General features: G+C 34.8%; 20 protein-coding genes. 4 read left to right on the forward strand and 16 right to left on the reverse strand.

Translation table 11 applies throughout. The annotated features are described in order from the left end of the window. Nucleotides 1-81: 81 nt before the first annotated feature. The 13 genes from BSF41_RS15475 to BSF41_RS15535 all read right to left on the reverse strand — a co-directional run bounded on the left by BSF41_RS15475 (nt 82) and on the right by BSF41_RS15535 (nt 12,844). Nucleotides 82-2,448, reverse strand: coding sequence for an FdhF/YdeP family oxidoreductase (locus BSF41_RS15475; RefSeq protein ID WP_095930405.1), 2,367 nt, complete (start codon nt 2,446-2,448; stop codon nt 82-84). Between the two features lie 18 nt (nt 2,449-2,466). Then, nucleotides 2,467-3,339 carry a formate dehydrogenase accessory sulfurtransferase FdhD gene (fdhD, locus tag BSF41_RS15480; RefSeq protein ID WP_095930406.1) on the reverse strand — a complete coding sequence of 291 codons (873 nt, stop codon included), beginning with the start codon at nt 3,337-3,339 and terminating at the stop codon, nt 2,467-2,469. Nucleotides 3,340-3,454: 115 nt separating this feature from the next. Further along, a complete protein-coding gene (locus tag BSF41_RS15485) occupies nt 3,455-3,970 on the reverse strand; it encodes a thioredoxin domain-containing protein (RefSeq protein ID WP_095930407.1) in 516 nt (171 codons plus the stop codon). A 12-nt stretch (nt 3,971-3,982) separates the two neighbouring features. Further along, on the reverse strand, nt 3,983-4,435 hold the full coding sequence (locus tag BSF41_RS15490) for a redoxin domain-containing protein (RefSeq protein WP_095930408.1): 453 nt from the start codon (nt 4,433-4,435) through the stop codon (nt 3,983-3,985). Further along, on the reverse strand, nt 4,419-5,138 hold the full coding sequence (locus BSF41_RS15495; RefSeq protein WP_172426918.1) for a YoaK family protein: 720 nt from the start codon (nt 5,136-5,138) through the stop codon (nt 4,419-4,421). The genes BSF41_RS15490 and BSF41_RS15495 overlap by 17 nt, the downstream gene beginning before the upstream one ends. An 11-nt stretch (nt 5,139-5,149) precedes the next feature. Continuing rightward, nucleotides 5,150-6,190, reverse strand: a complete 1,041-nt coding sequence (locus BSF41_RS15500) for a cupin domain-containing protein (RefSeq protein WP_095930410.1) — start codon at nt 6,188-6,190, stop codon at nt 5,150-5,152. Between the two features lie 243 nt (nt 6,191-6,433). Next, nucleotides 6,434-6,985, reverse strand: coding sequence for an antibiotic biosynthesis monooxygenase (locus BSF41_RS15505; RefSeq protein WP_095930411.1), 552 nt, complete (start codon nt 6,983-6,985; stop codon nt 6,434-6,436). Between the two features lie 45 nt (nt 6,986-7,030). After that, complete coding sequence (locus BSF41_RS15510) at nt 7,031-7,999, reverse strand: NAD(P)H-quinone oxidoreductase (protein ID WP_095930412.1); 969 nt, start codon at nt 7,997-7,999, stop codon at nt 7,031-7,033. An 11-nt stretch (nt 8,000-8,010) separates the two neighbouring features. Then, a complete protein-coding gene (locus BSF41_RS15515; RefSeq protein ID WP_172426919.1) occupies nt 8,011-8,442 on the reverse strand; it encodes a lipocalin-like domain-containing protein in 432 nt (143 codons plus the stop codon). A gap of 50 nt (nt 8,443-8,492) precedes the next feature. Further along, on the reverse strand, nt 8,493-9,050 hold the full coding sequence (locus BSF41_RS15520) for a hypothetical protein (protein ID WP_095930414.1): 558 nt from the start codon (nt 9,048-9,050) through the stop codon (nt 8,493-8,495). A gap of 287 nt (nt 9,051-9,337) precedes the next feature. Continuing rightward, the gene (locus BSF41_RS15525) at nt 9,338-11,545 is read right to left on the reverse strand and encodes an ATP-binding protein (RefSeq protein ID WP_095930415.1); all 2,208 of its coding nucleotides are present in this window, start codon (nt 11,543-11,545) and stop codon (nt 9,338-9,340) included. Nucleotides 11,546-11,628: 83 nt separating this feature from the next. After that, nucleotides 11,629-12,324 (reverse strand): LytTR family DNA-binding domain-containing protein, encoded by a 696-nt coding sequence (locus BSF41_RS15530; RefSeq protein ID WP_095930416.1) that lies wholly within the window; start codon nt 12,322-12,324, stop codon nt 11,629-11,631. A gap of 46 nt (nt 12,325-12,370) precedes the next feature. Further along, nucleotides 12,371-12,844: a Dps family protein gene (locus tag BSF41_RS15535; protein ID WP_095930417.1), complete on the reverse strand. Its 474-nt coding sequence runs from the start codon at nt 12,842-12,844 to the stop codon at nt 12,371-12,373. A 287-nt stretch (nt 12,845-13,131) separates the two neighbouring features. On the opposite strand from BSF41_RS15535, the gene BSF41_RS15540 reads away from it, so the two are divergent. Further along, nucleotides 13,132-16,389, forward strand: a complete 3,258-nt coding sequence (locus tag BSF41_RS15540; protein WP_095930418.1) for an AsmA family protein — start codon at nt 13,132-13,134, stop codon at nt 16,387-16,389. Between the two features lie 40 nt (nt 16,390-16,429). On the opposite strand, the gene BSF41_RS15545 is transcribed toward BSF41_RS15540, so the two are convergent. Beyond that, nucleotides 16,430-17,035: an NAD(P)-binding domain-containing protein gene (locus BSF41_RS15545; RefSeq protein WP_095930419.1), complete on the reverse strand. Its 606-nt coding sequence runs from the start codon at nt 17,033-17,035 to the stop codon at nt 16,430-16,432. A gap of 188 nt (nt 17,036-17,223) precedes the next feature. After that, on the reverse strand, nt 17,224-18,510 hold the full coding sequence (locus BSF41_RS15550) for a hypothetical protein (protein WP_095930420.1): 1,287 nt from the start codon (nt 18,508-18,510) through the stop codon (nt 17,224-17,226). Nucleotides 18,511-18,818: 308 nt separating this feature from the next. On the opposite strand from BSF41_RS15550, the gene BSF41_RS15555 reads away from it, so the two are divergent. Next, on the forward strand, nt 18,819-19,460 hold the full coding sequence (locus BSF41_RS15555; RefSeq protein WP_095930421.1) for a hypothetical protein: 642 nt from the start codon (nt 18,819-18,821) through the stop codon (nt 19,458-19,460). Nucleotides 19,461-19,728: 268 nt separating this feature from the next. Here BSF41_RS15555 and BSF41_RS15560 read toward each other — a convergent pair whose 3' ends face one another. Beyond that, the gene (locus BSF41_RS15560) at nt 19,729-21,135 is read right to left on the reverse strand and encodes an alkaline phosphatase (RefSeq protein WP_095930422.1); all 1,407 of its coding nucleotides are present in this window, start codon (nt 21,133-21,135) and stop codon (nt 19,729-19,731) included. Nucleotides 21,136-21,271: 136 nt separating this feature from the next. Between BSF41_RS15560 and BSF41_RS15565 the strand changes: the two genes are divergently transcribed. Both BSF41_RS15565 and BSF41_RS15570 read left to right on the forward strand, forming a co-directional pair. Next, complete coding sequence (locus BSF41_RS15565) at nt 21,272-22,708, forward strand: hypothetical protein (RefSeq protein ID WP_253251843.1); 1,437 nt, start codon at nt 21,272-21,274, stop codon at nt 22,706-22,708. 430 nt (nt 22,709-23,138) lie between these two features. Continuing rightward, the gene (locus tag BSF41_RS15570; protein ID WP_095930423.1) at nt 23,139-23,795 is read left to right on the forward strand and encodes an outer membrane beta-barrel protein; all 657 of its coding nucleotides are present in this window, start codon (nt 23,139-23,141) and stop codon (nt 23,793-23,795) included. Nucleotides 23,796-24,284: the final 489 nt, after the last annotated feature.

The following is a 24,284-nucleotide window of genomic DNA, read 5'->3' on the forward strand; positions in this document are numbered from 1 at the left end:
TTAAGTATTGATTTTTTGTTTTCTTAATCTGAGAGAAACGCTACTAAAAGTCTTCCGCTAAACATATCGTATTGAAAAGAATTACATGTGTTTTATCTTTTCGTAAATGGCAGGATCGTGTTTTTTTACTTTTATTTTTACGTATTTAGAAGCTGGCATATTGCTTTCTTTCACCACATTATTTACAGAAACCAAAACATTGGTTTCCGGAAAATAAGTAACCGTATTTCGCTCTGGAATTTGATAAGAGACGATAAGGAATAAAGGCGCAATTCTTTCAATGCCATCATTATAATTAAAGAGATCTACTTTGTCTCCCGCTTTAAATCCTGCTTTATCAATATCATTTTGATTCATGAAAATAACACGGCGTTCATTTTTTATTCCCCTATAGCGGTCATCCATACCATAAATAGTAGTATTAAACTGGTCATGCGTACGAGTTGTGGCCATCATGTATTCATCTTGAGCTAATTCATTATCTGGAATTTCTGTTAAAGTAAATGCTGCACGATCAGCTGATTCTTTAGCTGTAAATTGACCATGACGAGGAGCATTAGGCAAATAAAAACCGCCTTTTTCGCGAACTCTACTATTGTAATTTTCAAAACCTGGAATACAATTTTCAATAGCTTCTCTCACATCATCATAACTGTCGTGGTATCGCTTCCAGTCGATAACTGATTTTTCTCCAAGAACCGCCATCGCCATTCGGCAGACAATTTGAGTTTCGTTTATCAATTGATCCGAGATAGGTTTAAGCACGCCTTTTGAAGACTGCACCACGCCCATAGAATTTTCTGTACTGATAATTTGCACTTCGCCGTTAACGATATCCATATCACTTCGGGAAAGCGTAGGAAGGATAAGAGATTCCTTTCCGTGTACCAAATGGCCTCTGTTGAGTTTTGTCGATACACAGACCAGCAGTTTCAGTTTTCGAAATGCTTCTGCAGTGTAAGTCGTATCTGGTGCTGCTGATAGAAAATTACCGCCCATGCAGAACATAAATTTTACTTTCTCGTCATGAATCGCTTTTATCGTTCCAACCACATCATAACCATGATTTCTCGGCGGATTAAATCCAAAGTAATTTTCAAGACGATCTAATTGTTCATTTGTAGGTTTTTCATCAATAAGCATGGTTCTGTTTCCCTGCACATTGCTGTGTCCGCGAACAGGGCAGACTCCCGCGCCAGGTTTCCCTATGCTTCCTTTAAGCAATAAAATATTGACAATTTCTCGAATCATATCGACACCATTTGGCTGCTGTGTAAGTCCCATTCCCCAGCAAACGATAATTCTTTTTTTGAAAGCCAATATTTCCGCAGCTTCAATAATTAAATCTTTTGGAACTCCAGATAGAAAGGCAAGATGATCTAAGTCTAAATTTTCAAATTGTTTCTCAAAATTTTCAAAACCAGTTGTTTTGTCTTTGATAAATTCATGATCAAAAACTTCACCTGGATTTTTCTTTTCCAATTCAATTAGCAAAAGTTCAATAGCTTTTAAAAGTGCCATATCACCATTTATTTTTATAGGAAGAAAAAGATCTGTAAGTTTTCCGCCTGATCCAATTATCCCTTTTATAGCCTGTGGATTATGGAATCCCATTAAGCCAGCCTCGGGTAACGGATTAACCGCAATAATTTTTGCACCATTGTTTTTGCCTTTTTCTAAAGCGCTCAGCATTCTCGGAGCATTCGTTCCAGGATTCTGTCCGATTATCACAATCACATCGGTATCATAAAAATCTTCTAAAGTAACCGTTCCTTTTCCAATTCCGATTGTAGTTTTCAAAGCCGTTCCAGAGGTTTCGTGGCACATATTGGAACAATCTGGCATATTGTTGGTTCCAAACTCTTTTGCAAATAGCTGATAAAGAAAGGAAGCTTCATTACTGGTTCTTCCCGAAGTATAAAAGGCCGCTTCATTTGGAGATTCAAGCGCATTTAAATGTGAGGCAATTTTTTTAAAAGCTTCATTCCAACTTATGGGCTGATAATGTGTACCGCCAATAGGTAAATACATCGGTTCCGTCAATCTTCCCATTTTTCCAATTTGGTAATCGTCTAATTTTGAAAGACTGTAAACAGAGTTTTCTTTAAAGAAAGCAGCATCAACTTTTTTGGTTGTAGCTTCTTCAGCTAAAGCTTTTGCTCCGTTTTCACAATATTCGCCCAATGGAGATCGATCATCATCAGGATCTGGCCATGCACAGCTGGAACAATCAAAACCTCCCATTTGATTCATCTTAAACAAAGCTTTGCCACCTCTTAGAACGGTTTTATCTTCTATAAGATCGCTTACCGCAGCCATCACCGCAGGAACGCCGGCAGCCCATTTTTCTACTTTTGTTAGTTTAAGTTTCGAAAGCTGGTACGGATTTTCTGCTTCAGGTAATTTATGGGTTAAATCATCTGTTTTTTGTTGTGGATCTTTCTTCATTGTATTATGGTTTAATGGCTATTGTGTTAGGATTAAGGTTTGTTCCGATGAGTTGTATATATTCAATCGATTTTCTTTTAGAAATCCTAAAAGTGTAATATTAAACTCTGCCGCAAGTTCTACGGCCAAACTGGATGGAGCGCCAATAGAAGCAATAATAGAAATTCCCGCCATTGCTGCTTTTTGGATTAGCTCAAAACTGGCTCTTCCGCTTAGAAGCAAAATATGTTCATTTAATGGCAGTGATTGATCTGCGAGAGATCTGCCAATTAATTTATCTAATGCATTATGCCTTCCAACATCTTCAGTTAAAAGAATCAAATCGCCTTGAATATTAAAAAGCCCTGAGGCATGAAGACCGCCAGTGGATTCAAAATCGCTTTGAGCAATTCTTAATTTTTTGGGTAATTGATAAAAAACAGATGCATGAATCTGGATCTGCGGTCTCATCAAATTTCCAAATGGGCTTACCGTTTTTATAGATTGAATCGAACTTTTTCCGCATACGCCACAACTTGAAGTCGTATAGAAATTTCGATCTGTCTGCATCAAATTTGGAGTAAAACCTTCTTTAAGATCAACCTGAACAATGTTTTGTTTTTGTAACAAGCAATTCATTTTTAATGCAAAAGCATCTTGAATATCTTCAAAAGAAGTAATAATTCCTTCTGTAAACAGAAAACCAATCGCAAGATCAATATCATTGCCCGGAGTTCGCATGGTAACCGAAATATTCTTTTGAATTCTCTCTGAATTAGAACCGTAAGAAAGCCTGATTTCAAGAGGTTCTTCAACAGAAAGCGTATCTAAAAACGATGAGGTTCCGCTGTTTTCTATTCTTTGGACACTTACGTGTTTGATGGAAACTAATTCCGTATAGTTTATTTCCATGGCGTTGTAATTGAAGTTGTTACGTAAATTTAATTAAAAATTGGTTCAAAAAATATACTTTCATTCATTAATTGAGAGCATACTATTCGATTTTTATATTTAATTCTCAACCTATTTATTTCACGATTTCACTCATCAGTTGCAAGAGATCTTCTGCACCTGCGTTAAATTTTCTACCATTGACAAAAAAAGAAGGTGTGCCATTTACACCGCTTAAAATACCGCTTTCAAAATCGGAATCTACTTTTGTGGCAAGTTCAGATTTTTTAATATCGACATTGAATTGATGTGGGTCTAGCTCCAATTTCTCTACTAATTCTAATAAAAAAGGTTCACTTAGAATTCTCTGATTTTCGTAGATAGCATCATGCATTTCCCAGAACTTTCCCTGCAATGCCGCGGCTTCTGCCACAATTGCTGCAGGACGGGCGTATTGATGCATTTCTGATAACGGAAAATTTCTAAAAACAAATTTTATCTGTTTGCCGTATTTCTTCATCATTTCTTTAAGAATAGGATAAGCTGCACCACAATAGGGACATTGATAATCTCCGTATTCTACGATTACTATACTAGCATCTTTTTTTCCTTGTATATGATCAGTTTTACTGACCGCTGGTTTTAGTGACATAATTAATTGGTTTTATAGTTTTTCTAAAGCTTCAAGAATTCCATCTGCTCCTGGGTTTATAGCCATTGGCGAGAGATAACTCCATTGTATAATTCCTTCTTTGTCAATTACAAAGAGGGCACGATTGCATTCGCCTTCTTTCTCATTGTATACGCCATATTTTTTTGAAGTTTCTCCTTTTGGTTCAAAATCAGCCAATAAAGGAAAATGCAGATTTCTTGATTGAGAAAAGGCCATGTGACACCATTTACTATCTACAGAAATACCGAAAATTGTTGCATCATATTTCTTGAAGTATTTCAGCATTTCGTTGTAAAGTGCCATTTGGTCGCTGCAAACTGGACTCCAGTCGGCAGGATAAAAAGCTAAAATCACGTTTTTTCCTTTAAATTCTGATAAAGTGATTTTTTGATCGGGTGTTGCAAATAAGGTAAAATCTGGCGCAACGTCATTTTTCTTCAGCATAAGATTTATTTTTAAGGTTAAAGTCAGTAATCGGCAGCAAAAATGCACAAGCAAGTAGTAATGCAGCAGGCAAAATAAGCGTCCAATTTTTCAATAACGGAAGTATAATTGGTACGACAGATGCCCCTAGCAAAAAGCCAATCCATAATAGTAAAAGCCGTATAGCATTGAGTTTATAAAATTTTCGACTGTTTTTATTGCGAGAGAGACTTAACATGGCTGTATTTCTAGCCAGACTATTCAAAGTTCCCGTCACGAAATCGGTATTTATTTTTTGACTTCCAACAGACGTTACAATGGTATTCATAACACCAGTTGAAAAAAGAATGATAGGTATCGACAATCCGTTGTTTATCGTATAATAATTGGATGCCATTGTATAGACAATCAATATGCCTGAAACGATATAAAATGGCAGTGTCTGAATTTTGGATTCTCTCCACAACGAAATACAGGTTCCAGCATATATTCCGAAGACAAAACAACCAATTACCGTTATAGACGAAAGAAGTACATTGAATTTGCCACTGGATAAAGCGATTCCCAATTGTGTGCTGTTTCCGCTTATAAAAGAGACATATACTTTCCATTTCAGGAAACCGGCAGCATCAAGAAAGCCTGCAATAAAGGCTAAAAATATGGCTAGTTTCTCTTGTGATCTAGTTTGTTCAGACGAATCTATGAACTGTGTTTTGGCATCCACAATACTTATGATTACGGTTGAATAAACAGTTTGCTTTTAGGGAATTTTTCAATTTCGCCTTCTTCCAAACCAAAATTGGTTACCACGACATCTTTTGGATTTCCTGCAAGCCATTCGCTTAAATCAATAGATTGATAGGTGCCACTATTAAATCCAATTAAGATTTTACAAACTGTATTTCCAGTATTTTTAATGTAATGTCCAGCACCCATTGGTACATAACCGACATCTCCAGCGTTGAATTGTTCGGTAACGACTGTGCTTTCTGCTAAGAAAACAGACATTTCGGCTTGACCAGAAATATAATATTGCCATTCATCAGCATTGGGATGCCAATGCATTTCTCTTAAAGCGCCTGGCTGTAATTCTATAATAGATCCCGCCATTGTTGTGCTGATAGGGAATTCTTTGCTTGTTACCAATCTTTGCAAACCGCCACCTGGAATTATTCTAGGTTGTTGAGAATGCAAGGGATAACGATGTAAATTGGTTAACTCAATATCTGATTCTTCAGGTCGGGGAGTGGCAGTAAAGGATAATTCGTCAGGAACAATTCCGGCTGCAAAATAGGCTTCTTTTTGAGGTAATGCGGCTACTTCTTCCAAAGTAATTCCCAAGTTTTGAGCAACAATTTCTGGTGGCATGCAGGATACAAAATCGGTAACGCTGAAAGTGTGATCTTCGGAAAAATTACCATTATCAAAGATTAAAATAAAATGGCATTCTTCTGTTCCTGTTGCTTGAATTGAATGTCCGTATCCTTTTGGAAAATACCAAACATCGCCTGGTTCAAAATTATCCGTGTAGCTTTTGCCATTTGGATGAATAATTGTTGTGCGAACCGTTCCTGAAATAACATAAGCCCATTCTGCTGCATTTGCGTGCCAGTGTAATTCGCGCATACTTCCCGGCTGTAGTCGCATGGAAACTCCTGCGATGCCAATAGAAGCTGGAAAATCCTTAACAGAAGCTCCTCTTGTTGTACCGCCGTCATTGGTGCGTGGTTCTTTTTTTTCTAGTTCGTATTTGAAACTTAATAATTCGGTAGTCATAATAATAGCTTTTTGATGATTAATTGTATTGGTTTTTAATTCTACTGTAAAGCTATTGAAGATATATGCTGAGTATAGTTTGAATTCGTTAGATGGGCAAAATCAGTCGTTGAATTTAGTAAGAGAACTTTAGTAATAATTTGAAGCTTTCTGATTGTAGAAGATTTGTTTCTTTAGAGTTTAAACCAAAAAAATCACTGCAAATTACAGTGATTTTTGATTTTATAAAGAGGGAAGTTTTAATTATTTATATAACCATTTTTTGATCAGTTTGGTATAATTGGGCATTACCACGAATACCATTAAAAAGACAATGAAACCTGAAATTACCAAAGCATCAAAATAATGATATGCCGGAATTTTCAAGAACCTTAAAAAGGGTAGTGCCAATAAAGGAATTAAAAGTGACAATGGGTAAATGGCGGACCACGTTACAAGAAATTGTTTCCAGCGAACAGGAACTTTGTTTCCTTCGTTTTCCCCATTAAAAAGAAAATCCAAACCTGATTTTATCTGGTAGTTGTCATTTTTTCTGAATAATGGATTTGCTTTTTTAATGAGCACTTTTCGGTCTTCCGATTCCATCCAGTATTTAAGATTTTCAATGGTGTCAAATCGGATGATAACTGTGTAAACAAAAGTTAAATGTGGAATTGGCCGTACGATCTGCAAATCGATAAAACCATTGGAGTGTTTGGTAATTGGAACAATTTTATCCAGCCATTTTTCATATTCCTGTTCTTTTCCATCCAAAATATGGTGAGTAATAACAACAGATGCGCCTTGATTTTCCATATCACGATTTGTTTTTGGTTGAGGTTTAAGTTTTGTTTGGAATAATTAACGAACTAAAATAATTTTACCCGTATGGCTGCCATCTTCTAATAATCGATGTGCATCAGGAGCTTCGCTGAAGGGAAAGGTTTTAAAAATAATCGGTTTGAATTGTTTTGACTCGATTAAAGGCCAGACATTTTTCTGCACTTCTTTGGCTAGCTGTTTTTTAAAATCATAGTCTCGGCTTCTTAAAGTGCTTCCGGTAATTGTTAAACGTTTTATCATTACTTTCCAAATATCCAGATCTACATGGCTGCCGCTTACGGCATTAATATGAACTAATCTGCCTTCGGGTTTTAGGATGTTTACATTTTTACTCAGGTAATTACCGCCAATCATATCTAAGATGACATCGACTCCTTCTTCCGGCAAAACGGTTTCAAAATCTTGGGTTTTGTAATTGATATAAGAAGCAGCGCCAAGATCGAGACATTTTTGGCCTTTTTCATCAGATCCTACTGTTACAATTACACGAATGCCAAGAGAATGGGCAATTTGGATTCCTGTAATGCCAATGCCACTATTACCGCCGTGAATCAAAAGAGTTTCTCCAGATTTTAGGTTTCCTCTCTGAAAAACATTTGACCACACTGTAAAAACTGTCTCAGGCAAACTTGCTGCTTCGGCAAAAGTCAGTCCAGCTGGAATTGGCAAGCATTGACCTTCCCGAACGCTTACGTATTCTGCATAACCACTGCCAGCGAGAATAGCACAGACTTGATCACCAATTTTTAAATCGGTAACATCTGGTCCGCATTCGACTACAATTCCAGAAACTTCCAAACCTGGAATTTCAGATGAAACTCCAGCTGGTGCAGGATAATTGCCTTCACGCTGGAAGATGTCAGAGCGGTTTAAACCTGCTGCTTTAACTTCTATTAACACTTTGTCTCCACTTACTTCTGGAGTTGGATATTCCTGCAGTTTCAGTACATCTGGAGCTCCAAATTGAGTTATAACTATTGCTTTCATGTAGTTTGTGATTAGTGGTTTTTATTGGATTGTTCCATTCTTTTCCAAGTAAGTTTATGAATGACCCAACGTGAATTACTTATAAATGGTTTCTCTGTTTCTAAATGAAGCAATCCATCTTTAAAAAGAACTTTTCTCTTTTGTGTCTCATTTCTCCAATTTTCAAAAAGTGAAATAGACATAGTATGGCTGACTATTTGTTTTTCATCATCAGTTTTGAAGGGGCCAGAATAGGCGAGATAAGAGGTACTGTCTTTGGTGTCAGAATGTTCAAAATCAGTATTCATTATTTGTGCCGACATATAGCCGTCGCTGTTGTAAATAATAATGCCTTTTGGTTTGGTTCCCATCGGATTTGTAATTTGTCCATCCTCTAAAGGTACTTCAATCAATTCAACTAATGTCCAAGAACCGATTAGTATTTCAAACAAGTTATTTTTCATAATACTCAAAATAATAAGAGCGCACATTGGTGCGCTCGATTTCTATACTATTAAAAAGGCTGATTGTATTTGCCAGTTAATGCTTTGTTTTCTATGCTTTTAGCAAAGTTAGGAGTTTCTTCATGATTGTGTGTATCAGAAGCAGCTTGTCTTGAAGCAGCAGCGCCGGCTAGATCTACTCCATGTTCTTTTAAGTATTCAAACATTTCTGGAGTGGCTGTGGCATGAATCTCGTTGGTGTACAGGCAAGTGTTTTCATCAATTTTGGTTACTTTAAGCTCCCATAAAACCTGAACTTTAGTACGGCCGTTTTTAGTAATAGAATCTGAGATAGACAACATACGGCAATAATCTGGACGATGAACTGTTGCCACATAATGCTGCACCATTAAAGCATCGCCAATTGTTTCTACGTTAATAGACATTGGTTCGCCATCATATGTACTGGTAATTCCTGCACCAATGTGTTGTGTAGAACAACGTTGGTATTCTGCATCAGGAAGGTTTAAAAGCCAGTCTGCAATATTTACTTTTTCAATTGGAGCATTAATAACTGCAGTAACTGCTGAGTGTGATAATGCATTTTCTTTGGTTTGGATGATTTCCATGATTTCTTGGTTTTAAATGTTTAACTGAAGTAAATTTACCGCCTTACATTCGTGTAGCATTCTACTATTCATCGAATGGGCAAAAACACTCGTTTAAACAGCAGAATGAATCGTTTGCTATTATCACAATTCGCATTGAATAGGTTTCTCGAGGTTGAAATCAGGGGCTATATTTGAAGATAGAAAAGAACAAAAAAAGACCGCCTTTTACAGACAGTCTTTTAATTGAATAATATATAGTAAGATGGTTTTTCTTGAATTTAAAACGAGCTATTGTCTTATTTATTTCACAGTGATTCTAAAAAAACTTTAGCTTCTAAGAGTGACGAGTTCAGAATCTTTTCGACATCATTTAAAATCTGCTGTAAAGTTGCATTTTGTTCTGTAGCCAATTCAAGAATATTGAGTTTTTCTTCTAAAAGAGGCAATAGTCCCATTATAGCAGCACTTGATTGCAAGTCATGTGCTCTAAGTTTCACCATTTTAAAATCTTGATTTTGATAAGCCGTGATAAGCTGTTCTAAATGTAGCGGGACATTGTCAATAAACTGTTTGGTAACAGTTTGTTCAAACGCTTTATTACCGCCGCTTACCGATTGCATATACGAAAGATCAATATGTTGAAAAACAGGATCAGATTGTATAATGTTTGTTTCTTCCGAATTTGATTCTTTCAGTCCGAAAGCAGCAATTAGTTTAAAAAGTTCTTCTTCTTTTATAGGTTTTGAAATGTATTCGTTCATTCCTCGGCTCAAACATCTTTCTCTTTCGCCAGGAAGTGCGTGCGCCGTCATGGCAATTATAGGAATATCCAGTTTTAAGATTTCTCTAATTTGCTGAACAGCCGTATATCCATCCATTTGAGGCATTTGTAAATCCATTAATACCAGATCACAATCTTTTTTCCTTAGATATTCGACTGCTTCCAAACCGTTAGAAGCCATTTCAAAATCAACATTCCATTGTGAAAGCAAATGTTTCATCAAACTCTGATTGATCGCGTTGTCATCTACAACTAGAACCCTCAAAGCGCTATTTGAGATATCTTTAAAGTGGTTAATATTGACAATAGGTTTAGAATTGAGCTGTTCTTTAGCAATATCATACGGAATATAAAAGCTAAAGGTTGTTCCTTTTCCTTGTTCACTTTTTACTTCAATATCACCGTTTTGCAATAAAATCAACTTTTTTACTATTGATAATCCAAGGCCAGTCCCACCGTAATTTCGAGTTGTGGAATCTTCCCCTTGATTGAATCTTTCAAAGACTTCATTTAGCTTTTCTTTATCAATTCCAATTCCCGTGTCTGTAATTTTAAAGCCCACAACAATCTTATCGTCATGTTGGAGTTTGTTATAGACCTCAATGCTTACAGATCCCTGATGCGTAAATTTTATGGCATTTCCAATGAGGTTGACCAATATTTGAGTTAATCTGGTGGCATCACCAATTAAAGTATCAGGAATCGAATTATCGACTTTACTGGAAATGGTTAGTTTTTTTTCTTTTACCCGTTCTGAAAAAAGCGTTTCAACCGAATCCAATAATCCGTTAATGCTGAATATTCCAGGCGTAATGCGCATCATTCCAGCCTCGATTTTAGATAAATCGAGTATGTCATTAATAATGGTCATTAAATTTTCGCCCGAACGCTGAATAGAACTCACAAATTCTGCGGAAGTTTCATCCAAAGGTCTTTTCTGTAATAAATTGGTAAATCCTAAAATACCACTAAGCGGCGTTCTGATTTCATGACTCATATTAGCTAGAAAATTTTCTTTAGTCTGAGCAGCAATGGATGCTTTTTTTTCTGCAATATCCAATTCTTTGATCAGAAAATGTTGTCTTCTAAATTGGCGCATAATATGATATCCTATAACGGCACCACTCAAAACTAGTAAAACTAACAAAGAGATGTCATAAAGTTTTGCTCTTTGGCCCATTTCCAGACTTAGATTTCGCAGCTCCACCATGCGCAATTGACGCTTACGGTAAATCTTTGCTGTAATATCAGTAATCTCATTAGAAATTATTCTGGCTCTAGGATTGGCAATGGAGCTATCATCATCCATATTTCCTAAAGAATCATAACGATGTAGGAGTTTTCCTTTTGTGACCATTTTATCCTGAGCCAAAACTCCGAGTCTTTGTATTAATCTTTCCTCTTCAGGATCGGCATTATCTACAGAAAGCGAATCGAGAAAATTTCTAATCTGCCTGATCTTTTGATCAATTCCTTCTAAATGTGTAGTGTCATTAGTTGCGATCGAAGCTCGAATTCTGCTTTCGACACCCAAGATATCACGGTCAATTTCTCTTAAATGATTGCTAGAACGCAATTCATTTAAAAGGGTATTATTATTTCGTATGAGTTCTTTAGTATTTTGAGCCGAATTAATTTGTACAGCAATCAATAATATACTGCATAAAATAAAACTGCTGATTATAAAATAACTAAAGCGTTTGTTACCCATTACGGTAGACGTATTTATCATATAAATAAGTGTAATGAAATTGTATTATCTTAATTCGATAAGATAGGATTCTAGTTTACGCAGCAGAAAGAATAAAATGGCATTTAGAATACATTCATCCTAGTATTAAGCGCTTTTCTGTAAGCATCTGCAACAGGAATAAATTTTTTGTTAATCATAATACCTCCGTCTTGTAAAGTGTCAATTTTACCAATAGAAACAATATAAGAACGATGCACTCTAATGAAATCATCTTTTGGCAGACGTTCTTCGGCAGTTTTCATTTTGCCGTGAATGGCAAACATTTTTTCTTTGGTGTAAAATTTTACATAATCTCCCATTGCTTCAGCGTAAAAAATATCATCTAGCTTTAATCGTCTTGTAATATTAGAATCTCTAACGAATAAAAATTCTTCTTTACCAAATTGTATATTTTCTTTTCTGCTCTCAATGATAGACTGTGCTTTACTTACTGCCTGTAAAAATCGGGCAGGAGTAACTGGTTTTAGAATATAATCTGCAATATTCAATTCAAAAGCCTCAAGCGCGTATTCCTTTTTAGAAGATGTAAAAATGATGATGATATCTTTCCCTGAGAGATTTTTTGTCAACTCAATTCCTGTCATCTCGGGCATTTCAATATCCAAAAAAATTAAATCTACCTCATTTTCCTGTAAATGATGATACGCTTCAATGGCATTAGAATATTCATTTACAACAGTAAGATTCGGAATTTGTTTAGCCAAATGAGATAAAGTGGTTCTTGCAATATCATTATCATCAACAATTAACGCTTTCATGGTATTTGGTTTTTGGTTTAGACAAATATACTTATTCCTTGTTATTTTATCTAAAGTAAGAGCGTATCATCCATGCCATTTCTTCATGAATTTCTATTAAACCAGTAATAAAATCGCTTGAACCATAATCTTTATAATCATCAGCAAAAGGAGTAATGTTGCCACGAATAAATTCAATGATGCTTTCATGGTCTTGCAATAGATCTTTCATAAACCCTAAACCATCGTTGGTTCTTTCACTGTATTCTGTAAGATGCGTCATTTCAAGATAGGATTTTAAGGTTGCGGGTGCGTAGTGGCCAATTTTGCGCATACGTTCAGCAACGCTGTCAATAATTTCATCTAGTTGTTTATACTGATTTTCAAAGAAGATGTGATTCGCATGAAAATTATCGCCTGTAACATTCCAGTGTGCGTTTCTAGTTTTGGTGTAAAGTACAAATTCATCTGCTAACAGTTTTGCTAATTCGTTAGAAACAGCGTTTGTGTTTTTTTCTGTAATACCAATGGTTGCTTTCATAATCGTAAGTTTTTAAGTTATAAGCTCTGCAGCTTTGTTTTATAATGTAAAGGTCATCAGAAAATGCCTGTGGAGGATATGATTTTAGGTAAACAGGCAAAATGAGTCGTTGAAATCTAGAACTTAATCTGTGAGAATAATTAATTTAACGAAATCTTCTTTTGAAAGCCTGCCTGAGGAATCAATAAAATTTTTAATTGTTATTTTTGAGTTAATATCTCAATCAAGGTTTTTTCTTGACAGCTAAATCTATATTTTTAAAATCTTAAAACGATACCCCAAAAAAAATGACTAAGAAGTTCTTAAAGAAAACGGCAATAAGTATTACGACATTATTTCTACTTTTAATAATTGTGCTTACAATTGTTCCGTATGTCTTTAAAGACGAAATAACGGCGAAATTAGAAAGTATAGCCAATGAGAAACTAGATGCCGAAGTACGTTTTGATCAGATAGGTCTTTCCGTTTTTAAACATTTTCCGGCATTGACCATTTATGCTAAAAATGTGAGCGTATTAAGCAAAAAGAAACAGTTTGAAGCTGTAAGCATTGTAAAAGCAGGAAGAGTGTCTGCGGGTCTGAATTTTTACAGTTTATTGAAGGGAAAGATTGTTTTAGATGCCGTATATCTTGATGAAGCAGATTTAAATCTTGAAATAGATTCTAAAGGAAACGCCAATTTTAATATTGTCAAACCTTCTAAATCTGTAGATACAGCAAAGACAGAATTCAATATTAAAAAGGTTGTTATAAAGCAAACTAATATATCATACAATGACAGAAGCGCACTTTTAAAATTTAAGGTTCAGGATTTGAACTATAAAGGCAAAGGTGATTTAAGTGCAGATTTATTTGATCTTGATTCTAATGTAAAAATTAAATCATTCGATTTTAGCTTAAACGGTGTCGATTATGTGCGAAATAAACCTATCAATGCTGAAATAATCACTTACATAGATGCTAAAGCACTTAAGTTTAAATTTGAGCGTAATGTTATCCGCATTAAAAATTTTCCGTTCTCATTTAATGGACATTTTGCATTTATAAAAGGAGGATATGACTTTGATTTGCGTATGCAATCGAAAAATTCTACGTTAGAAGAAATGCTGTCCCTTGTGCCTCCAGCTTACGATAAGTGGCGTGAAGAGATGACCATTAGCGGTAATATTGATTTTAGGATTTTTGCACGCGGAAGGTATATGCAAGACCTTTCAGAAAAGCCAATTGTTTCTGCTGATTTACAAATTAACAACGGTACAATTGCTTATAAAAGAATAAAAGATCCAGTAAAAGATATTAATATATCAGCCAAAGCAGAGGTTAAAGAGTTAGACATTAATAAATTAAAGTTTGATTTAGATAATTTGTCATTTAATCTGGATAAAAAGAAAACGACAGTTAATTTCCATTCTGAAGGTTTTAAAAAGCTAAAAATTAAAACGGCTGTAAAAGCCGATTTAGATTTGGCAAAATTAAAAGAAGCCTTAAATCTTAATCAGAATGATATTCGTGGAGATATTGCTTTGGATTTAAAAGCCGACGGTATTTTTTTAAGAGATTTAGGTTTTAGTCCGCGTTTAAATAAAGTAGATACGATCATTAAAAGCATTCCTAAATTTCAGCTAAATCTTAGCCTAAAAAATGGATATCTTCAAAACATAAAGAAAAAAGATGCAGTAAAAAATATTCACCTAAATCTAACGGTGACAGCAAAAGACAGTATTTTAAGAAACGTTTCGGCTAAAATAGAGAATTTGAATGCTGAAGCTCTTGGCAATTTTGTTCGAGGACGATTCGAACTCCATAAGTTATATCCTTTTACTGTAGATACCGAATTGGAATCTAAAATCAATCTGGCAGAAGTGCACAAATTTTATCCTCTAGATAGTTTAGAAGTTAAAGGAGATTTAAATTTAAAAGCAAGCATGCATGGAATTTTAAACCGCAAACAGAAAAAATATCCATCCTCAAAAGCAGTGGCAAGTATTAAGAATGGGTATTTGAAATCACTCAAATTTCCTAATATGCCAGTTGAAAATATAAATCTAAATGCTGCGATAGCAAGTGATAGAGGCACTGGAGAAGATTTAAATGTGAAATTACAGCAAGCAGAATTTGTTCTGGCAGGATCGCCTTTTAAAGTACAGGGAGAGGTTAGTAATCTTTACGATTTGGTTTACAATATAAAAACTCAGGGAACATTGGATGTTGGTAAATTAACCCAGATATTCCCCATTAAAGATTTGAGCATTTCGGGAGTTATCCAGACCAATCTTATTGCTAAAGGATCTAAAAAAGATATAGATGCGAAAAATTATGAAAATATTAAAAACGGGGGTAAGCTAGAAGCACGAAATTTAGTGATTAAGAGCGCCATGTTTCCTGAACCCTTTGAGATTTCTAAAGGAACATTTAAGTTTTTTAAAGATAAGATGCGCTTTGAAGAATTTAATGTTACTTATGGTAAATCTGATATTGTATTAAATGGATACATCCATAATATTTTAAGGTATGTTTTTAATAGAAAATATCTACGCGAGTCTAACGAAAAGCTCAAAGCAGATATTAATCTATCGAGCAATCAGATTGATGCAAACGAGTTTTTTGATATGATTGCAAAGTATACAGACCAGAAAGCCGAAGAAGAAGTAGCTCAAAAAACAGATTCTATACCTGTAATTGCAGTTGCTAAAAACAGCAATGCAAAGAATAAAAACTACGTAATTAGAATTCCTAGTAGCGCCGATCTAAAAATCGCAGCAAAAGTCAATAATCTTCAATTTGATACTTATAAGATTAAAGATTTTGTTGGAACTCTAGTGGTTAATGATCGTAAAGTTCAGGTAACAGAAGCCGCTTTTAATATGGCAGGAACTAAAATAGCCATGACCGGTGATTATAAAGCCCAGCATCGTCGTTTAGCGAAGTACAATGCAAATTTTAAAGCTAGCAATTTTGATATCCAACGCGCTTATGCTGAGATTCCGATTTTTGCCGAATTGGTAAGTATGGCTAAAGATGCCTATGGATTGGTATCGGTTGATTACCAGCTAGGAGGAAGTATCGATCAGAATATGGATATTGACTTTAAATCTATTGAAGGCGAAGGAACATTGACCCTAGAGGATATTAAATTTAAAAATTTCAAGATTTTAAACCACGTAGCCAAAAAAGCAGATGCTGCAGATTTGGAGAAAGCAACTTTTAATAAAATTGCCATTCATTCGGCCATAAAGAATAATGTAATGACTATAACGCCGACAACCATGAAAATGGCTGGTTTTAGGGCGAAGCTTGAAGGGCAAGTTACTATGGATGGCAAAATAAATGTCGGATTTCGCGTAGGGTTGCCACCAATGGGACTTATAAATATTCCGATGAAAATTACAGGAACGGCAGATGATTTCGAAATTTCGACCGGTAAGTTTAAAGAAGACGCAACTTTTGCAGAAGAGAGTGAGCTGAAAAATTTGCGTCCGGAACGCCGCAGGCCTAGAGAGAAAGATTCTTTGAACACATCACATTCAAATGCTGAAAATCCGTAGGACAATTATTCATTTTGCTAATAAGTTTGGTACGGAAAAATCAATTTGATTTATAATGATGCTGATACCAGATATTCAGTAAACTGTTCTTCTTATGAAGGAGGACAGTTTTTTGAGATTTTAATCTTGAAGAAAGGTCAAAAGGATCAAACCCGAGATCTTTTAAAAAAGTTTTGACAGTATTTTTTGAAGGTGTATGGTCGCCTGCAAAATAGATTTCATCTTTGCTTTTGGTTACGAGCGACGTTTTTTGAGGCTGTAGCATTACTGGACTGAAAAGCTTTACAACATAAGCCTTAGGTAGCAGTGAAGCTGTAATCTGAAAAGTAAGGGCACTAGTAATGCTTGATACGAGAAGTTTCGGATTAAATATCAGTCCGCTGGTATGTACAATGATTTTGCCCGTCATGTCCGGCAACATTCCAATAGTTTTCTCGAGATCTTCTCTTGGAACAAAAAGTATGATAACATCTCCCATAGCAGCTTCCTGAAGAGAAACTAGTCTGGCATTACTTATGCTTTCAGTCGTTTGCTGTATGAAGGAATTGCCTCGAGGATGATTAATAAGAATTTCATAACCTGCAGATGAGGCTCTCTGTGCCAGTTCTAGTGTAAGGCTTCCAATGCCTATAATTCCTATTTTCATACTTTTATCTTTTTAGTATTGCTTCTATTGAGAATATATACTAAAGTTATTACAAGAATTTGATTTACAGTACAGTATTTCTACCTGTTTTTAAATTTTTTGTAAGCAATGGAAGTTTTTTAGGCGCAAAAAAAAAGGAAACAGCTTAATAGATGTTTCCTTTTAATTTTTAATATGTCTTTAAAAAATTATTTGCCACTCGATGCAGTAATCTTTCCTATTTGAAGTCTAAAGTCAGGTCTTTTTGCATTGTAAATGTCAACAAAAGTTTCCTTATTATCAGTTTGTGAGTACACATTTGAAAATATAGTATTGCCATACCAGTTTTCTAAATCAGAATTATCTGTTTTATTTTCTGTAAAGATGTTACCTGTACACTGGTTGAAAAACATTTCTTCAAATTTGATTTTCTTTAAGTTCTCACCATTTACTACTGTTTGGCTATCTAGTAAAACCGCTGGGTTGAATCCAGAAATCACACTTCTTTTAAGCTCTAGAGCGGCGTTGTCTGCTACGTAAACAGCTTCTTTTATAAGACCAGCCTGAATGTCGGCTTTGATATTTTCACTGTCATTTAAAAGAGTAAGGTTTGATGCAGAAACGAAAGTAGATTTTCTTGTAAAGTCTGTTTCGCTTTTCTTTTCATAGGCTTTCACTTCTAAACATCTAGAACCATCTCTGTTACTTGACAAATAAGAAGATCTAACTGCTAATGAATTATAAAGACGACATTGCGTTCCTTGCGTCATTTTAAAATCATCATTTATAGATTTGTACGAAACCAATTGAGAAGCATTAAGATCTCCGCCATAAAAAGCAAATGAATCACCTCCTGAAAAGCTCACCATAATGTTTTCCAATACCGTTTTGTTTCCAGCTCCTGCAACAGTTAGTCCATTAAAACTATCTGCTCCTTTTACTTTTCGGCCAGCAAATTCAATACGAATAAACTTTAATACTCCAGAGCTGCTAGCTGCATTGTCTCCTCCATATGCAGTAAGAGAAGGGTCAAGATCCATGGTATAAGAACCAGCTCCACCAAATTTATTGATAGGGGCATCTCCTAAAACTACAAGACCACCCCAGTCGCCCGCTTTTTTCATGCTAGCGTTTGAAGTGAAGATGATAGGATCAGTTTCCTGTCCCTCTGCCATAATTTTGGCTCCTTTTGTTATAATAAGAGTTCCTTTGCTTGCTGCATCGCCAATAATTACCGTACCTGGATCAATAGTCAGAACGGCGTTATTTGTTACATATACATTTCCTTGAAGGATGTATACATTTTTTTTCATCAGTTTGGTGTTCTGTGTGATATTTCCAGCCAGTATTTGGTTGGCATCTTTAGACTCCGTTTTCTGCGGTTTGAATTCTGTCCAGTTGTCCAGCCAGTTCGCATATCCGATAATTCCCTTTTCCTGCTGTGCGTTCACGCCTGCGGCAAGTAGCAGACAGATCATTAGAGTAATTTTTTTCATAGTATTTGGGGCTATTTGTAATGGTATTTTTTTTGGCTCTTTTAAAACTGATTATAAAGTTTTTTTGCTTTCGTAATAACTGGAGATAATATATCTGATCAGCGACTAAAAGGAAATTTTAAATCTTTTTTCTGAAGAGCTTCTAACAAAAATAAGCAAAAAGATCAGACTTTGCAGGGCTTTACTAATATTTAACATTTGTTGAAGCTAAGCTTAATATGCGTAAGGTCTTTCATCCTTCAATATTAATTTAAGTTTGATTTTTTTAAGTTAAAAGCAATACATTTGATTTTATTCGAATTATAAAAATGGGATTAGATTACGATTATAGAATATATATTAAGAAAGAGAGGCTTAATAGAGCTTTACAATTCATTTATGAGCATTCAGAAAAAGAGAGAGCATCATTTGAAATAATCAATAATCAGCTGTACAAAATTGACCGCTATGCTAATGGCGAAATATCCAAAACCTTACTTGAAAACTTAGGGATAAATCAGAGGGTAGATACTTGTATTTTAGTAGAAGAGGATCAGACGATAATAGAGTATTATCTGTATGATTTGACTCAAAATTACACACCCGATTCTGCTGATGAATCTGACTTTATTGATTTTTACAAAGGCGCAAAGGACAAATGGTGGATCGGCAATATTGAAATTTACATTAATGACTATTCTTCAAAAATAGAGGATTGTATTGAACTTCAATTTTGGGCTGTCACTAGTGATATGAGTCGTCTTTTTGCTAAATCAAAATCAATTGACAAATACTTTAAAGAGTTTTGCAGAGCTATAGAAGCAGATTATGGTTGTATTTATATGGAAGACAGCGGATACAGACTTATATGGGCAAAGGGGAAAGAATACAGCCTGACAGTACCAATTCTTTGGAATAGTTTTGAAGAACATGGTTTTGTAAAAGTAATCGGTGATGTTTTAAAACTATAAAACATTAATAAAATCATTTAGAAGATAGTGCTGAAAATTAATTTTTGATAGCATTTGTAAAAGATTGTAATGTTAAACAAAATTAAATGGGAGTTGTATTTAGAATTAATATTTCTCACTAAAAGGCATTAGCAAATCCTTTTATGGAAGAAAAATAAAATTGATCGTTACGAAAGTTACAAAAAGCTTCAAATTTCTATGAAGCTTTTTGTTTCTAAAATTCTTTATCTAATAGGTCTTGTGCCCAACAATACTTTGAATTTTCTATTTAAGATTCCTTTTCAATAGAAGCTTGAAGCATTAGATAATGAAGATCTTTATTCTGTACAAAGGGCTTCAGCAGTTCGCTTCCAGGACCATACATGGCCAATTCAACATAATCTCCAGAATGATCCATACTGATCCATCCTACATTATTATGCTTTTTCTGAATTTCTGAATAGGCTTTGAAAGGTAATTTTTTATAATTATATAGGCCATCTTCTTGCTTTTCAAGGCCAGAATAGAAATCCTTTAGATGCTTTGCTTCGTCATCTGTCAAGCTAATTTTATTGGTTTCTTTAATCCAATCCTTAATCTGCTGCAGATTGAAATCGGCATGAATAGAATTTAAAATGTATTCGTTGGTGTATTTATAGTCTGCAATGCTGTCAAAGTTTTCTTTTGCATTAGCGCCATAGATAAGTCCCGGATTTGCATTTCCGTGATCGGTTGTAATGATTACAAGGGTTTCTTTGTCTTTTTCGGCAAAATCTATAGCTGTTTTAACCGCTTCGTCAAAAGCGAGCTGGTCATGAATCAGCGCAGCAATATCATTGGCGTGCGCAGCCCAATCTACTTTTCCTCCTTCAATGAGTAATACAAAACCATTTTTATGGTCTTTCATCTGGTCAATTGCCGCAGCACTCATTTGAGCAAGTGTAGGTGTTTTTTGTAATTCTGGTATATTGTTTTGATCGATCGTGTAGGGAAGAGCTCCAATGGCGAAAACACCTAAAGTTTTCCCTCCTTTTTTAATGTTTTCTAGATCCGATTTTTCTTTTAGTACCTGATAGCCTTTTTCTTCATAGATTTTATAGATATCTTTTTTGTCTTTTCTTTTTGATGGATTGAAGAATTCATCGCCTCCTCCCATCATAACATCAAATCCAAGTTCGGCATACATTTCGGCAATTTCATTTTCGGCATTTCTGCTGTCCGAGTTCACACAGAACCCTGCGGGAGTGGCATGAGTAATGGTAACCGTAGTAACACAGCCTGCTTTTTTTCCTGCATTTTTAAACTTTTGCCAGATCGGAAGAAATTTTTCGCCATTTGGACCAATATTCAACACACCATTTTTCACACGATGCCCACCTCCAAAAGAAGAGCTCGCCGCCGCAGAATCTGTAACTGGAGAACTGGCAGAGGCTGTGTCCATTAAGGCTCTTGAGACTTTATTCTCTTTATAAAGATTAATCCACTCCGTATTTTTGCCTAAAACATGTTGAGAGTAGAGATCCGCCATCTGAAGTGTTCCACAGCTCATTCCGTCGCTGATCAGGAAAATGATGTTCTTTGCTTTTTTTGCTTTCTTACTTATGGCCTCCACATCGTTTGCTAGGATAACGGAAGGGCCAAGGGTGAATAGCCCTGCTAGTGCTGAGGAGCCTTTTAAAAATCTGCGTCTGTTCATTAAGATAAATTTAGTAAAAGGTAAAATAAAGACATTTTAAAATTTAATGCAATGATGTTGCGTTAAATTATTGTTTTGTTTTGATCTGAAGATATTATAAGAATTAGATATTAGAGTAAAATTAAATGTGCTTCCTATGGAAAATTACCATGAAATCAGGTATTTTATTGTGTATATGATGTCTGTAAATTTGTTCCCAATCAAAATAATCACAATGAAAGCCAATATTCCAAATAGTATTACATCAAAAAAAGGTGTTTTTTTTAAAAATGAGAAATCCAGTTTGTTAAAACAGCTTTTTTATGTACTGTTTCTGCTTCCATTTATGGCAGTCGGACAAAAAGCACTTGTTCCTGGCGGTAAGGACATCAATACAAAGTATATTAAGCCAGAAAAATCACTCTACACTGTTTATTATGTTAAAGGTACAGAGTGGAAGAATATGGGAGCATTAACTTATGACATTACTTTGACTAATAACCAACTGACGTTGAATAATACTTTTACCCCAAAAGACAACGGAGCTCCTACAACGCGTATTAGTACAGCAGATGCGCAAACGCTTAGAGCTATAAGTTATGCTGATGAGACTAAGAACGCAAAATTAAATCTGAACTTTGCTGAAATCATTACGGGTAATTACTATTCTAAGAAAACTAAAAAAGACAAAAAACTAAAGCTTCAGCCTAAAGAAGAATATTTTGACTTCAATTGGTCCGATCATTTAATTACGACTTTACCATTAGATGTAGGGTATAAAGCACGTTTTCCGCAGTTTTATTATAATGATGGGTCAGATGTGCTTGTTGAATATTATACTATTAAAGAAGTAAAAAGTTTTGTCTACAATTCTCCGAGAACAGGTAAGCACGAGACATGGCTTGTTTCAGTTTTGGAAGAGAGCACTAACGCTACTTATAATTATGCTATAGACAAAAAAGATCATCGCCTATGGCAACGCGAAATGTCTATGGCTAATGGAATGTGGGAAATTACAGTTAACGAAGAATTAGATTATCAGCCTATTAAAAACAAATTTAACAAGGAAGAAGTTGCAAAGCAAATCTCCAATGGTAATAGTGTTATAATTGGGACAGCCTATGCCAGATCTGACTCAGGTAAGAGATTGGGCGGGTTGGTGAATACTGCTAAGAAACAATATGCGCCAAGAGGTACAGAAATTACACTTTTTCCAAGTTCAGCTTATTATGAAGAATGGGCAGAGGTCAACAAGAAAATTCGCAAGCAAAATAAAATGCCAGAAGTGCCTTTGAACAGTGATTTCGGCTATTCTATCAAAAAAACTAAAGTATATGATGATCAAGGACATTTCGAGTTTATGGATTTAATGCCGGGCACTTATATTGTTATGGTTAGCTTTGATTTTACCAACTCCTATAATTATTCATACGTATCTGGATATACAAACTACTACAATTATTATGGATATCAAGGTTCTTCAACAAATTATGGTACCGCAAAACAATCTTATTCTGATAAGGCCAATATTGAGAAACGTGTGACTATAGATAAAGATGGCGATAAAAAAGAGGTGAATTTGAAAGAGATTTAATTGAATAGCTAAACAATAAAGCAAGGAATCATAGCTGAATAGATTTTTCATTATATATGAATAGATAGAATTGAGGAAAGATTCATAAAAAAAGAAACAGGTTGTAGTGGTGCTATAATCTGTTTCTTTTTTTATGAATACATGTCTTGTTTATAAAGTAAGGTAAGCAGAATATTATTCAATTAATTATAGAATACTTATACTTTGTGGCGGCGGGTGAGTCTTGGTATAGGAAAAGTGAGTTAAAAAAATGGTTTCATTTTATAATTTGCAACATGATAAAACTTGTTTTATTATGTTAAAATGTTTTTGTAAGATAACTTTGAAACGAGTTAATGAATTATTAAGATTACAAGTGCTACATCTAGAATAATCCTCGAATGTAGCTACCCATGCAAAAACAATAATTGTAAAATTAAATCTTGAAATTATGAAAAAGTATCATTTGTTAGTTGTCGTTTTTTTCTTTTCGCTGGGAATGTCAGCACAAAGCGCCCAGTCATTTTTACTTAATTTGTATGGAGGGTATACCTTTTCTGACAGGGTAGACTTTGATTCCTCTTACGCAAAAGTAGAAGATGGTTTTGAATATGGTATAGGTTTGGAATATTTTATAATGGATAATGCTTCAGTAGAATTAAAGTATAACAGACTTGATACAAATATGCCTTTGTATACAAAGGTTGCTATAATTAATGGGGCTAACACTATTCCTGCAGGAACTCAACTTAATGCAGGAGACGATAAAGGTGCCATCAATTATATATTAGCTGATTATACGTATTATTTTGGCTCAAGCTCCCAAAAGGCGCTTCCGTTTCTAGGAGCAGGTTTAGGAGTTGCGATTTTAGAAACGCCAAAGAGCGGTAGCGGAACTTATTTTGCGTGGGAAATTAAGGCTGGTGTAAAAGTAAAAACGAATTCACCATTATCAATTAATCTAAATGCATATCTGCAATCAATGTCGGCTGCCGTAGGATATGATTATTATTGGGACTACTATTGGGGGCCAGTAGCAGTTACTGATTATGCATCAACATTTCAATTTGGACTTGGCGCCGTACTTAGTTACGATTTCAGTAAATAATAATTACTTCACTATATTGTTTAAAACAGCTTGAGAATTTCTCAGGCTTTTTTATTTATGCGAGTTGAGTATTGCTTGCGCGGCGTATTGAAGCGATTTAATAATGAATTTATAGTAGTTGCAAGAAAGTTATTTTCTGAAAAGACAAAGAAAATAGCTTTTTTTAAGCTGTGGATTCAATAAAAACGGATTTTATCAGGTGTTATATTTGCTTAAAAAGCTTGGAGGTAAGAAAAAGCTTTATTTGTGTAAAGAGATTTTTAAATTTAAATATTGTGTTATCAATGAGTTAGGAAAAAGTTTGGGAAAAGTTAGAAAAAAACTCATTCAGAATGCTTGGAAATCTAAATAAAGGCTCTATCTTTGCACCCCGCAAAACAGGGAAAGTTCATTGAGGGATTGGGAGGAAAATTGGAGAAAACGGGATTGAAAAAATCTCAAAAAAAACTTTAAATTTTTCTTGCAGGAAACAAAAAGAAGTTTTAGTTT

The sequence above is a fragment of the Flavobacterium sp. ACN2 genome (assembly GCF_002303885.1).
Taxonomy (GTDB): Bacteria; Bacteroidota; Bacteroidia; order Flavobacteriales; family Flavobacteriaceae; genus Flavobacterium.

Bases quoted from the DNA above. Each gene is read 5' to 3' on its own strand.
- BSF41_RS15475 (WP_095930405.1), bottom strand. From the start codon at position 2,448: ATGAAGAAAGATCCACAACAAAAAACAGATGATTTAACCCATAAATTA.
- fdhD (WP_095930406.1), bottom strand. From the start codon at position 3,339: ATGGAAATAAACTATACGGAATTAGTTTCCATCAAACACGTAAGTGTC.
- BSF41_RS15485 (WP_095930407.1), bottom strand. From the start codon at position 3,970: ATGTCACTAAAACCAGCGGTCAGTAAAACTGATCATATACAAGGAAAA.
- BSF41_RS15490 (WP_095930408.1), bottom strand. From the start codon at position 4,435: ATGCTGAAGAAAAATGACGTTGCGCCAGATTTTACCTTATTTGCAACA.
- BSF41_RS15500 (WP_095930410.1), bottom strand. From the start codon at position 6,190: ATGACTACCGAATTATTAAGTTTCAAATACGAACTAGAAAAAAAAGAA.
- BSF41_RS15505 (WP_095930411.1), bottom strand. From the start codon at position 6,985: ATGGAAAATCAAGGCGCATCTGTTGTTATTACTCACCATATTTTGGAT.
- BSF41_RS15510 (WP_095930412.1), bottom strand. From the start codon at position 7,999: ATGAAAGCAATAGTTATAACTCAATTTGGAGCTCCAGATGTACTGAAA.
- BSF41_RS15515 (WP_172426919.1), bottom strand. From the start codon at position 8,442: ATGAAAAATAACTTGTTTGAAATACTAATCGGTTCTTGGACATTAGTT.
- BSF41_RS15520 (WP_095930414.1), bottom strand. From the start codon at position 9,050: ATGGAAATCATCCAAACCAAAGAAAATGCATTATCACACTCAGCAGTT.
- BSF41_RS15525 (WP_095930415.1), bottom strand. From the start codon at position 11,545: ATGATAAATACGTCTACCGTAATGGGTAACAAACGCTTTAGTTATTTT.
- BSF41_RS15530 (WP_095930416.1), bottom strand. From the start codon at position 12,324: ATGAAAGCGTTAATTGTTGATGATAATGATATTGCAAGAACCACTTTA.
- BSF41_RS15535 (WP_095930417.1), bottom strand. From the start codon at position 12,844: ATGAAAGCAACCATTGGTATTACAGAAAAAAACACAAACGCTGTTTCT.
- BSF41_RS15540 (WP_095930418.1), top strand. From the start codon at position 13,132: ATGACTAAGAAGTTCTTAAAGAAAACGGCAATAAGTATTACGACATTA.
- BSF41_RS15545 (WP_095930419.1), bottom strand. From the start codon at position 17,035: ATGAAAATAGGAATTATAGGCATTGGAAGCCTTACACTAGAACTGGCA.
- BSF41_RS15550 (WP_095930420.1), bottom strand. From the start codon at position 18,510: ATGAAAAAAATTACTCTAATGATCTGTCTGCTACTTGCCGCAGGCGTG.
- BSF41_RS15555 (WP_095930421.1), top strand. From the start codon at position 18,819: ATGGGATTAGATTACGATTATAGAATATATATTAAGAAAGAGAGGCTT.
- BSF41_RS15560 (WP_095930422.1), bottom strand. From the start codon at position 21,135: ATGAACAGACGCAGATTTTTAAAAGGCTCCTCAGCACTAGCAGGGCTA.
- BSF41_RS15565 (WP_253251843.1), top strand. From the start codon at position 21,272: ATGGAAAATTACCATGAAATCAGGTATTTTATTGTGTATATGATGTCT.
- BSF41_RS15570 (WP_095930423.1), top strand. From the start codon at position 23,139: ATGAAAAAGTATCATTTGTTAGTTGTCGTTTTTTTCTTTTCGCTGGGA.